The organism is Pseudoalteromonas sp. MMG006, assembly GCF_018101025.1.
Lineage (GTDB): Bacteria > Pseudomonadota > Gammaproteobacteria > Enterobacterales > Alteromonadaceae > Pseudoalteromonas.
Genome location: NZ_JAGJEJ010000030.1, coordinates 1 through 12193, shown reverse-complemented (window position 1 = coordinate 12193; position 12193 = coordinate 1). Strand labels below are relative to the sequence as shown.

Below are 12193 nucleotides of genomic sequence, written 5' to 3'. Positions count from 1 at the left end.
GAACTAAAATGACTCAAATAAACTGCAGCCAATGTAATACACCGCTTACCTGTAATGTAAATGATATAACCGCGTGTTGGTGTAACCAGTTACCCGCTATTTTACCGTTAGATAGCAGTGCAACAAGTTGTTTATGCAATCGCTGTACACTTGAGAAAATTAATATTTATTTAGAGAACATTTTTACTCTGCCAATTAAAGCTCAAATTGAATTTGCTAAACAGTTTAGAGGTAATGACAATTTAGTTGAGGGGCTCGATTACACCATGCAAAATGGCTACATAGTATTCAGTAAATGGTTTTTTTTAAAACGGGGTACTTGCTGTAAAAATGGTTGTAAAAATTGCCCATACGGCTATAAAAAATAAAAAAGAGCCGATTAACTAAAACGACCCTTTTATAAGAGCTTGCATTCATCTACAGCTATTTAGTACTGCCTGTTTCTATTGGCAGTGAATCACTTGCTCCCCACTCGCTCCACGAACCATCGTAAACGCTTAGGTTGTTATATCCGCATTCATCAGCAAGCAGAGCTAGTACGCAGGCTGTAATACCTGAGCCACAACTAAATTGCAGTTGCTGAATATCTCCGGCGACTTCATTAAATTTAGCCTTGAGTTCATCAATCGACTTAGGCTCACCTTCATTTAATAAATCAGTGAACGCTAACGAACGGCTATTAGGAATATGACCGCTTCGCATCCCTTTACGAGGCTCTGGGTCTTCACCCGTAAAGCGCTTGTAGGCACGTGCATCTAACATTAACGTATTAGCATCGTCTATGCTGTTAAGCACTTGCTGCTGCTTAATAAAATAACCCGGCGCTAAATTAGCAACAAAATTACCTGTCTGTGTTGGGGTACTATAAGCACATTGAGTGCTGTAACCGTATTCAAGCCACTTTTTTAAGCCACCGCTGAGCACTTTTACATTATTAAAGCCCATAGCCTTTAGCATCCACCACGCTCTAGCAGCACTAAATAAATCATCTTGTTCATAAACAACTATAAACGAACCGTCATTTACACCTGCTTTTTGCATTACTTGAGTAAACTGTTCACTACTGCAAAGGGTGTTAGGTATAGCGCTGGTAGTATCTGCAAGCTCGGTTTTAATATCAAAACGTAGTGCACCTGGCAGCACTTTATCTGCTTTATAGGTCCCCAAAACACCGGGGCGCAACATGCCAGCATCAAAAATAATTAATGCAGGGTCATTACGTTGTTCATGTAATTGCTGGCAGGTTATTAAATTTTTCATTTTATTTTTTTTGTTCAATTTTATCTAAAACGTTACGCAACTTCGTACTTGATGTATGTGAGGTGTAAGAAAAATAACAAATTTCAACATTGAACTTAGCAAAATCTGCTTCTATTTTTTTCCATTTTTCAGTCCCTTTCCAATCATCACCAACAAACATTTTATCAAATTTTAAATTGTTCCAAGCATCTTCTTTATCGTAATTAACCTGAGGGACAACCTCATCTACAAATTTTATAGCTTCAACTATTTCCATGCGCTCTTGAAAAGGAATAACTGGCTCTTTGTTTTTTGCCGACATACTTAATTCATCTGTAGTTACGCCTACAATTAAATAGTCGCACTCTAGTTTAGCTCTTTTTAGAATATTTAAATGACCAATATGAAATAGGTCAAAAACCCCCGTGGTATATCCAATTTTTTTCATTTATAAAACCTAGTTATTATCTTAGTTTTAAGTCCTTTTAAAAAATTTAATTACGTCCGACTGACTTTGATTGTAATAATTAATTATTTTCCATCAGGTATTGTACAATTCTCTGACTGGCCTTACCGTCAACTTTTCCGGCTAGCTTTTCAGATAAAGACAACCTGATATTAGCTAAACTCTCGGGTTCAGCGAGTTGTTGCTCTACTATTTTTTTCAAACCTTTATACTTTTTAGCATGTACGGCTAAGTTAGCATATTCACCATAATCGCGATCCATGCGCTTTTTAAAACGATATGAGAATATTCCTCTATAACTCCATCTTAATTTTAAAAAGTCACACCAAATAACGGGCTTGTTTAACAAAGCAAATTCAAATAAAGCAGACGAAGCATCACTAATTAATAAATCAGCTTTATCTAAAAAGGGCACTAAAGAATAGTCTTCTACTTTTGCCAAATATACATTTGGATAAGTAGCCCAATGCTCTAATAATTCAACGTGCTTTTTATAGCGTTCTTTACTAATAGAAAAATAGTGAGGTTTTATTAAGATGTTGTAATTGCCAAAATGTTCCGGCCAATTTTTAGGAAATAACTCTAAACTACTAGGATAAAACGTTGGAGCATAGAGAAGTGTTTGTTTTTCATCACTAAAATTACCAAGTTCTAAAGAACCATCAATTTTTTCATTGTTAAAAATAGGGTCTAACTTACAAAAGCCTACATCAATAAATTTATCATCAGGGTACATAGACTCTAAGCGAGCAAGCCTATATGCGCCCTCAACAAACCTAACTGTCATAGCTTTGTTTGATTTAGTGTAATAACTTGATTTAGGACCAATCCCATGCCCAAGCTGTGCACTTTTAGACACTTTATGTAATCGTTCTAAGTAACTAAAGGAATTCGCAAAAAAGACCCAATCAGCCTTTTCCTGCTCATAAAAATCCATCGCTTGGTGCTGATCATCAACCCATATATGATCTAGATTATAATCATCTATAACACGTTGGATTAAATGCTTATGACTATTTCTATAAAATACAAACTTACTTTTGATGCCTTTCTGGGAGAGCTTTTTAAAAACAGGAATATATTGAGGTAGGTAATAAAGGCTTTGTGTGTCAAAAATTACATTCATATTGAATCACCATTATTTTTATTTATATTCTACCTCGAAAATGACATAACAAAAACCAAGTACCTATATTTTTATAATTTCACCGCGTAAAGGAGCCATCCGAGAAAGAATCTTATTTTGTAGATTATGGTTTATATTTTGCTCATTCATAGCATTTATTAGTAAATCTACTACATGATTAAAGTCTTTTTCTGTTATGTGCATACCCGTGTGAATTGCCACCATAGAGTCGCCATCGTATTTACATGGGCCTTCAACTAACATACACATATGCGTAATAAACCCTTGCCTAAAATGCGCTATATTACTGTGTTCAAAGTAATGTATAACTTGCTCGTCATTACCTATTTGATAAATAAAGCTGTCAACTAGTCGAGCCAAGCCTGCTTTGCCGTCTAATTGTTGATAAAGCGATAGCTGCGGAGAGCTTGCACACCCGTTTAGTAAAATGATACATGTAAAAAAAATAGCGACGCTTTTCATTACCAATACCCTGTAACCGATAAATACCAGCCAGTTTGATCGTCTGCACCAGCAATACTACCCAAATCAAGGTATGCCGCTGTTACACTTATATGCTTATTGGGCATCCAGGCTATAAATAAATCTTTCCAGTCTTGCTCGCCTAAATTAAGGTTGTTGTTTTTTTGGCGGTACTCCACACCAACGGCTATTTCTCGGCTAAAAAATAGTGCGGTACTGCCTTCAAACAACACCTTGGCACTACTGTTTGACCCGCCGTAACCAAGTAAACCAAGTTGATTTGCTTCGCTGTAGCGTGTAGTTACATTCCAAAACCAGTTGTAACCCGCAATAGCGCCCAAATGTAATTTGCTTGCTGCTAAATAATAATCGGTTCCACTGGTGTCTTGTGCACCGACAAGTGTTGCTACTGCGCCATCATCAAGCGATTTATGTTGTATGCCTAAGCTCAATTGTGGCCAATCGCTGTAAACTATATCGCCGTATAAGCGAATTTTAGCGCCCGTAACAGATTGCTCTATTTCAGTATCAAGCGCAGGCACATCAAATTGTTGCTGCGCATAGCTAAGTTCGAGCCTATTAAATAAATTAAGTTGTGCACCGCATACATCGAGCGTGTAATCAGTTACATCTGCACGACTACAAAAGCCATTTACCGAAAATTCATCCTCGCTTGCGTAACCAGCTAGTTGCGCCCACGGGACAATACCACCGCCGCCACTGCCTTCAATTTGAGAAACCCCGGGTGTGGCTAATAATTTTCCATCACTCGCAAGGCTTGAAAAACTAGTTACTAGGAGCAACCCTGCCAATACACACTTAATTTTTTTCATAGTATTCCTCTAGCCACTTTTCCAATAGGTCTGCTTTTAAAGGTCTACTTAGGTAATAACCTTGCGCATGATCACATTTCATTTCTTTAAGTAGATTTAATGAGTCTAAAGTTTCTACGCCCTCAGCTACTACCGAAAACCCCAGTTGGTGGCCTAGCGTAATAGATGACTGCACTATAAATTGATCTTTTTGAGATTCGTCTAGTTTTAAAATAAAGCACTTATCTAATTTTAGCTCATCAATGGGTAGCATTTTTAATCTCCCAAGCGATGTTTGCCCCACACCATAATCATCAAGTGATATTTTAACGCCCACCTCTTTTAAGTTTTGCAGCGCTTTTATGCCTTTTTCTTCATTTTCGATCATATCACGCTCGGTGAGCTCAATTGTGATCAAACTTGGCATTACATTATGCTTTTTAAGAGTACGCACCAGCGCCGAGTGAAACCCCGGAAATGCAATATCTTGTGCGGAAACGTTTATCGCGGCTTGTAAGTTAATTCCTTTACTCTGCCAATCAGCGACTTGTGAAACTACGGTATTAACCACCCAAGCAGTTAGCTCAACAATAAGCCCCGACTGCTCTGCTAAATCAATAAACAACTCAGGGTTTACCCAACTGCCATCTTTTCGCTGCCAACGGATAAGTGACTCAACTTTGTCTATTTTTTGAGGGACTAAATGCAGTTTAGGTTGATAGGTCATAAACAGCTGGCCATCGTCATCACTAATCGCTTGTTTTAGCTCATCAAGCATAATTAATCGCTCAAGATGAGCTTCGTCTTCGCCATTTTTATAATAATGAATGCTTTCTTGATTGCTAGCAGCGCTTTCTACCGCAATAAGTACGCGGCGCATTAAATCATCGCTTGCCATGCCTTGCGAAGGGTACTGAACAATACCCGCACTAAATCGTAAGTTAATTTTTAACTTTTGAATGGTATAACAAGCTTGCAGTTGAGCCATCAAACCTACAATGCCACTTTTTTGATCCCGCGCGGCGCCCGTTGGAAATACCGTTAAAAATTCATCCCCGCCAATGCGAGCATGTAACCCACCTAACTCATCTGAAAATTCGCTTATTCTACACGCCACGGCTTTTAAGCAATCATCGCCAATACGTGGGCCAAGTTTATCGTTGATATGTCGCAGGCCTTTTATATCAATAGCGACAAGCGTGTACTCTGCGTTAGCATCAAGCTCATCATCTAATACTTCAAGCATGGCAGAACGATTATAAAAGCCGGTAAGAGAGTCATGACGAGCTTGAAAATTAATTTGTTTCTCGCGCTGGTTTATATCGTTACCCATGTTATCGAACGCGGCAACTAAGGTGGCTATTTCTGTACTTTGCTTTTTACCTTTAAACTCAAAGCTATAATTACCTTGTGCGAACTGCTTAGCGATTACAGCAAGCTGAGATAACGGAGTGGTTAAATTATTTGCAAATAAGCCACTGGTTATAACCCCAATAAACATTGTTAAAATAGCTAAAATAATCAGTGTAAAAAGCAGTTTTTCGAAGTCGCTATAGCTTTGTGTTAAGTCGGCGCTGAGTAAAATAATAACAGGGTGGCTCGCTAAAGATGCCAGCTCTATATCTAAATTGCGATACACCAAATACTCGCCAAAAAAGCGCGTTGTAGTCACGGTATTAAAGTAAGAAACAGGTTCAAATGGAGTTGGTCGCTCTGCCAAAGAGCTAATAACAATATCGTCGGCACTGCCAATAAAGCTCACGTCCATGCCGGTTAAACTTTTTAGTTCATTGGCAACATTGTCATCTATTTTAAAGCCTACAAGACTATACGCTACCGTACGCGGTGCTTTAACTGGAAGTAAAATAACTTGATAAAGCGCATTATTAAGCACTACAAAACTCGACTCTTCAGGCGCATTCAAAAGCTCTTTCATAAGAGGTTGTAAATTATGCGCAAAAGCATCTTCGTTAGTGTTAGCTGAGACCAACATACCTGACAAATCAAGTAACAACATAAGCTCAGCGTCAATTCGCTGGCTATGGTTAAACAGCACACTGCTTATTGTGCCAGCGTCGCGTGTTGCTACTGCTTGTTTAAACCCAAAATCGGAGGTAAGCACTTTTGCAGCTGTTAGCAGCAAGCTTTCTTTAGACTTTAAATATTGCTTATAAACACTTTGTGCAACGCTTATATCTTGGTTTACTTTTTCTTCTTGAAACTTACTTGTAGACCACCAAAAGCCAAATAAGCTAACCATAGTGGTTAATAGCACTAAGCCAACACATAAAATGGTTATACGATTACGTAAACTATTAGTCATTACCGGCCTTAAATTTACTGCCGAATGTATTTCGAGGAGCAGGTGATGAAGTATTTACAGTGACTAACAGCTGCTTTTGAGAGTTAATAGTTATGATTTTTTTATTCTCCAGTGGTGCAGTTTGCAGAGGATGCCATACGCTCAGCTGTGTGGGCGTTGTTTCTAAAGACATACTAACGATGCCATCTTTGTCACTTTTATACACACGCTCGCTGCTAGCAACATAAATATAGCCCACCATCGAGTCGTGAATATTACACCCTAAAACAACAACACCTTGCTGATCAAATGTAATAGGCTCTTTTGGTTGGCCAGAATATAACCTTAGCTGAAAAGGTTTGGCTTGTGAAAAAGAATATACGTGGTGGCGAATATTATCGCTGTTAGGGAAGTTAACTTGCTGGCCTTGTTGCACTACTAATAACTCAGGTAAAAACTGTTTATGTACCTGATCCATGACTGCAACGGGCAATGTTTTAGATGCTGCGTGAGTGCTTACATTAATTAGCTCGACAACAGCCCCTGATAATTTTTGACCGTGCTGATCTTCTATTATTAAACTAGTATTCGCACTTGAGGCAAACTGACTGTAGAACAAACCTATAGCTAAAAAATAACTATGTTTTGTACATTTTTGAAATGCCCGCTTAAACATAACAACACCTAAACATTAATGTTAGGTTAAGTTAATTAGAGACGGGCACTAATTGCAAGAATTATAGCCCAGTAACCAAAAATAAAGACTGCGCTAACATTGTTTTACATACTTTAGTTGTATTATTTTACTATCAGACCGTAATCAGAATCTAAAATATCAATCACTTCTTGGCGAGGATCTTCAGGTATTACAATATCTTTACCTACAATTTTACTTGCTATGCCTACATAAGTATTCGACACTTCAAGCATAACAGACTCGGGTAAAATGAAGTCTTTAGCCAGTTGCTCACGCTCATCCATTCGATCTTTATTTAATAACACGTCACTTTCTGGCACGTTAGAAATTAATAACTGACGAAACCCCTCTTTAGAGTTTTCAACTATTTTACCATCACGGTAAGCCGCTTCATCCCATATGCGCGAAGAGTCAGGTGTGCCTACTTCGTCAATATAAATAAGTTGCTGTGCACCGTTTAAGTCCTCTACGTAGCCAAACTCAAATTTTGTATCTACAAAAATTTGGTCGAGTTTTGCCAGCTCATCGCTAATTAACTCAAAGCCCTCTACCAATAGCTTTTCGTATTTTGTGACGTCATCAGCCGATTTAAAATTAAATATATCTAAATTATCAGTGATGTTAGCGCGCGTTATATTCACATCATCAACAGGTGGAATATCATCTACACCTTCAATAATGCCTTTGGTTGAAGGAGTAATAAGTACATTATCAAGCTTTTGGTTAGCTTTTAAACCCTCAGGTAAATCTATACCGCAAAAATTGCGTGTGCCTTTTGCGTAGTCGCGCCACATGCTGCCAGTAATATATTGGCGTGCAATGGCCTCTACTTTCACGGTACTTGCTTTGCGTACAATCCATACATAGGGATGCGGAATATCAACAATGTGATTACCCGCAAGGCCTGCTTTATCGAATAACTTAAACCAATGAGATGCAACTGAATTAAGCGCTATACCTTTACCCGGCACGCCGTTTAAACCGTTTTCGCCTTGCCAAATACAATCAAAAGCAGAAATACGGTCTGAAATCACCATAATTGCTAACTCAGTACCTTGAGGCACTTTGTAGCCTTTATCTTTAATAAGTCGTGCGCTGTCTTCGTCTGTTAGCCAATAAACCGAACGAACTTTACCGCTATGTACTTCACCTTTAGTGCGAATGGGTAAATCATCGTTTACGTCTAAAACTTTATAGCTAGTCATGCTATCTCCGGGGTTAGGGATGCTCAAAGAGCAAAGTATGGTATGGGGTTATAAGCGCTATATAATAAATCAGCCTACCCTAAAGCTCAATCGGCACTGAAAACTAAATAACCACGCAATATTTATATGGCTGTAATAATGCGGTAAACTCAGCGTGCTAACCAAAGGGGTGCTGCTTGAATTACTTATCTGCTACTAAAAATAAAAAGTACTTGATGTATATTTCTCAAAATTACTCATACGCTATTTTAAGGCCTTTGCAGGCGCAAATTTTAGCGCATGGAGGCGAAGTGCGTTGGTTTTTACAAGGTAATGACGTTAACCCGCTTTTTCTAAAAGCTGAAGAACAGCAGCTAAGTTCAATTAAAGAAATTCATGAGTGGTGTCCTGATGCTACATTCGCTCCTGCGAATTTAATTCCCACTTTTTTCCCCGGAATAAAAGTAGCTGTCTTTCATGGCTTTGACGCTCATAAAAGAGATACTACGGGAGAGAAAGGGCATTTTGCAATAAGAGGCTGCTTCGATTTATATTGCACACAAGGTCCTAATACCACAGAGCGATTTGAAGAATCAGCCCGTAAGCACGGCTATTTTAAAGTAGTAGAAACTGGTTGGCCGACCTTGGATCCATTATTTAACGAAGCAACTAGCAACCCTTATGCTAGCAATGATCCTCGACCTACACTTTTAATTTGTTCAACTTTTTCACACAGACTAACACTTGCTCCTCGGCTTTATGAGCAAATAAAGCACTTTAGTGAGCAAGGAAAATGGAGAATACTAGTACAGTTTCATCCAAAAATGCCTCTTGAATGGGTCATAAAATATAAAGAGTTAAGTAACCAAAATTTAACTTTTGTCGAGACTGATAATGTATTACCTTTATTAAAAGCAGCAGATGTAATGCTGTGTGATACATCATCTGTTATGCAAATGTTCTTATTACAAAAAAAGCCTGTAGTGACATTTAGAACAAGACAACCACTTCTTCATTTATTAAATGTAACAGAAGCCACTGAAGTAGAGAAAAGTATTGATTTAGCTCTTACGTACCCAAAAGAGCTAATATCTGCTATAACTCGTTATTCTCAAGAGCTACACCCATACACCGACGGGCAATCGAGTATGCGAGTGTTAAAAGCGACAAATGAATTTTTGCTTAGTGAAAACAACTTAAAATCGAAGCCTTTTAATTTAATCAGACAACTTAAAATGAGAAAAAAATTAAACTTTTGGGGCTGGTAAAACTACACAATGATAAGCTTAAATAACGTTACCTTTAAATGGCATAAAAACGACCCTGTACCGACGCTCAATATACCTACCCTAATAATAAATAAAGGTGAGCATGTTTTTTTGCATGGCCCTAGCGGCTCGGGTAAGTCAACATTATTAGCACTACTGGCAGGTATTAATACCGCCACCAGCGGTGATGTTTTAATATTAAGTCAAAATTTAAATACACAAAGCAACACCAAACGAGATGCCTTTAGAGCGGATCACATTGGTTATATTTTTCAAAACTTTAATTTACTCCCTTATCTATCGCCAATCGAAAATGTAACGCTTGGTTGTGAGTTTTCAAAAAGCCGACAACAAAAAGTATTAAAACAGCACTCTGGGCCTAAACCTTCATTACAAAAAGAAGCCGTACGTTTACTAAACGCATTAGGGCTTAGTGAGCAATACCATAACAAAGATGTAGCCACATTAAGTATTGGCCAACAGCAGCGTGTTGCAGCAGCCCGCGCATTTATAGGCAGCCCAGAGCTAATTATTGCCGATGAGCCCACCTCAGCACTTGATGCAAACAACCGCGAAAACTTTATAAAGCTATTGTTTGAACAAGCAAAGCTCTCCAGCAGTACTTTAGTGTTTGTAAGCCATGATGAGAGCTTAAAGCCGCTATTTGATCGTGCTATTGATCTAATGAGCTTGCAGGAGCCACTATGATCCTTACTAAACTTGCTTACAAAAGCTTATTAAATCGGCGTGCCAGCGTATTACTCACGCTTTTTACCATCGCGATTAGTGTAATGCTGCTTTTAAGTATTGAGCGCATACGCGTTGATGCAAAAAGTAGTTTTAGTAATACTATTTCAGGCACCGATTTAATTGTAGGAGCACGAACCGGTGATATACAGTTATTGCTTTCGTCAGTATTTAGAATTGGCCATACAAATAATGGCGTAACCTGGCAAAGCTACAAATACATAACAAGCCAACGCGGCGTTAAGTGGAGCATTCCTCTAAGCCTTGGCGATAGCCATAAAGGCCAAGCGGTACTTGGCACAACACTAGATTACTTTGAGCATTATCAATTTGCTAAAAAACAGCATTTAACCTTTAACCAAGGACATGCTTTTACTGCTATTAACGAAGTCGTATTAGGAAGTGACGTAGCAAACCGCTTAAATTATAAATTAGGTGATCAAATAGTCATATCTCATGGTATGGGCAATACCAGTTTTCACCATCATAAAGACAACCCCTTTAAAGTTACCGGCATTTTAAATGCGACTGGCACGCCAGTGGATAAAACCTTACACATACCACTTGCTGCCATTGACTTAATACATGGTGGCTCTGCTCATAATGAACACGATGAACACGATGAACACGATGAACACGATGAACACGATGAACACGATGAACACGATGAACACGATGAACACGATGAACACGATGAACACGATGAACACGAAAAGTATAGTGACTTAACGGGGCAGCCCAAACAAATTACCGCTTTTTTAATGGGCTTCAACTCGCCTTTATACACGCTACAAATTAGGCGCAATATAAACCAATATAAAAAAGAAGCACTGCTTGGCATTATGCCAACTGTAACGCTTAAAGAACTGTGGCAAATGTTAGCAATAGTCGAAAAAGTATTACTGTTGTTTTCGGGTGTTGTAGTACTGGTTAGTTTATTAGGTATGCTTACTACGCTGCTGGCTAATTTAAACCAACGACGACGCGAACTTGCCATATTGCGCTCTGTAGGTGCTCGCCCATGGCAGTTATTTACGTTAATAAGTATTGAGTCACTTTTTACCACCTTGCTTGGGTGCATTGTAGGCTGCGCACTTTATTACTTAGTTATGCTTTTAGCTAGTAGCTACTTACAAAGCCAAGCGGGCATAAGCGTAAACATAGCCATGCTCTCTTACTATGAACTCACCTTAATAGGCGTTATTATGGCCGCTGGTTTTATTATTGGTTTAATACCCGCCACTCGCGCTTACTTTTACTCACTCAGCGATGGCATGAGTATAAAAATATAATTTTTAGGTATCCCATGACGTTTTTTAAAACAGTAGTTAATTACAGCTTATGCATTAGCTTATTATTTATAAGCTTTATTAGTAATGCCAACCCGCCAAAAGAGATTTTTTGGGAAGACTTAATCCCTAAAGGCCATGTACAAATAGATACACAAGCTCAGGCCAATCATGAAGGCAGTGAGCAAAATTGGGTGCAACCCGATTTAGATGCACCAGTAGTAAAAGCGCTCGATGGACAATCAGTTAGTTTACCTGGCTTTGTAGTGCCGCTAGAAGGCGATAGCGAAGTGATCACTGAGTTTTTATTAGTGCCATACTTTGGCGCGTGTATTCACGTGCCACCACCACCGCCAAACCAAATTGTACATGTAACAATTAAAGGCGGCGTACCTATCGACAGTTTATACGACGCAATCGTAGTAACAGGTATTATAAGTACACAAAGCTGGTCAGGCGAAATAGCTCAAGTAGGATATAAAATGAAAGCGGTAGGCGTAGCACCGTTTGAATTATAAGTTCAGTGGTTAGTAGTTAGTAGTTAGTAGTTAGTAGTTAGTAGTTAGTAGTTAGTAGTTAG

At 38.6% G+C, this 12193-nt stretch carries 13 protein-coding genes; 5 read left to right on the top strand and 8 right to left on the bottom strand.

Annotated features, from left to right (window positions below):
* Window positions 1-8: 8 nt before the first annotated feature.
* Window positions 9-368, top strand: coding sequence for a DUF5522 domain-containing protein (locus J8L73_RS18195; RefSeq protein WP_211019195.1), 360 nt, complete (start codon window positions 9-11; stop codon window positions 366-368).
* Window positions 369-423: 55 nt separating this feature from the next.
* Here J8L73_RS18195 and J8L73_RS18190 read toward each other — a convergent pair whose 3' ends face one another.
* The 8 genes from J8L73_RS18190 to J8L73_RS18155 form a co-directional block, all read right to left on the bottom strand.
* The gene (locus tag J8L73_RS18190) at window positions 424-1260 is read right to left on the bottom strand and encodes a sulfurtransferase (protein WP_211019193.1); all 837 of its coding nucleotides are present in this window, start codon (window positions 1258-1260) and stop codon (window positions 424-426) included.
* 1 nt (window position 1261) lies between these two features.
* Window positions 1262-1687, bottom strand: coding sequence for an adenylyltransferase/cytidyltransferase family protein (locus tag J8L73_RS18185; RefSeq protein WP_211019191.1), 426 nt, complete (start codon window positions 1685-1687; stop codon window positions 1262-1264).
* 79 nt (window positions 1688-1766) lie between these two features.
* Window positions 1767-2831 carry a CDP-glycerol glycerophosphotransferase family protein gene (locus tag J8L73_RS18180; protein ID WP_211019188.1) on the bottom strand — a complete coding sequence of 355 codons (1065 nt, stop codon included), beginning with the start codon at window positions 2829-2831 and terminating at the stop codon, window positions 1767-1769.
* Window positions 2832-2894: 63 nt separating this feature from the next.
* Window positions 2895-3314 (bottom strand): group 1 truncated hemoglobin, encoded by a 420-nt coding sequence (locus tag J8L73_RS18175; RefSeq protein ID WP_211019186.1) that lies wholly within the window; start codon window positions 3312-3314, stop codon window positions 2895-2897.
* Window positions 3314-4147 (bottom strand): DUF3034 family protein, encoded by an 834-nt coding sequence (locus tag J8L73_RS18170; protein WP_211019184.1) that lies wholly within the window; start codon window positions 4145-4147, stop codon window positions 3314-3316. Before J8L73_RS18170 ends, J8L73_RS18175 begins: the two co-directional genes overlap by 1 nt.
* Window positions 4134-6449 (bottom strand): EAL domain-containing protein, encoded by a 2316-nt coding sequence (locus J8L73_RS18165; protein WP_211019182.1) that lies wholly within the window; start codon window positions 6447-6449, stop codon window positions 4134-4136. The genes J8L73_RS18170 and J8L73_RS18165 overlap by 14 nt, the downstream gene beginning before the upstream one ends.
* Window positions 6442-7104: a methylamine utilization protein gene (locus tag J8L73_RS18160; protein WP_211019180.1), complete on the bottom strand. Its 663-nt coding sequence runs from the start codon at window positions 7102-7104 to the stop codon at window positions 6442-6444. The genes J8L73_RS18165 and J8L73_RS18160 overlap by 8 nt, the downstream gene beginning before the upstream one ends.
* A 122-nt stretch (window positions 7105-7226) precedes the next feature.
* Entirely contained in the window at window positions 7227-8330 is a 1104-nt protein-coding gene (locus J8L73_RS18155) for a phosphoribosylaminoimidazolesuccinocarboxamide synthase (RefSeq protein WP_211019178.1), read from the bottom strand.
* Window positions 8331-8506: 176 nt separating this feature from the next.
* Between J8L73_RS18155 and J8L73_RS18150 the strand changes: the two genes are divergently transcribed.
* The 4 genes from J8L73_RS18150 to J8L73_RS18135 are packed head-to-tail and all read left to right on the top strand — an operon-like array spanning window position 8507 to window position 12131.
* Entirely contained in the window at window positions 8507-9577 is a 1071-nt protein-coding gene (locus J8L73_RS18150; RefSeq protein WP_211019176.1) for a CDP-glycerol glycerophosphotransferase family protein, read from the top strand.
* 9 nt (window positions 9578-9586) lie between these two features.
* Window positions 9587-10285 carry an ABC transporter ATP-binding protein gene (locus J8L73_RS18145; protein WP_211019174.1) on the top strand — a complete coding sequence of 233 codons (699 nt, stop codon included), beginning with the start codon at window positions 9587-9589 and terminating at the stop codon, window positions 10283-10285.
* Window positions 10282-11616 carry an ABC transporter permease gene (locus J8L73_RS18140; protein ID WP_211019172.1) on the top strand — a complete coding sequence of 445 codons (1335 nt, stop codon included), beginning with the start codon at window positions 10282-10284 and terminating at the stop codon, window positions 11614-11616. Before J8L73_RS18145 ends, J8L73_RS18140 begins: the two co-directional genes overlap by 4 nt.
* A 14-nt stretch (window positions 11617-11630) precedes the next feature.
* Entirely contained in the window at window positions 11631-12131 is a 501-nt protein-coding gene (locus tag J8L73_RS18135; RefSeq protein WP_058546919.1) for a DUF3299 domain-containing protein, read from the top strand.
* Window positions 12132-12193 lie beyond the last annotated feature (62 nt).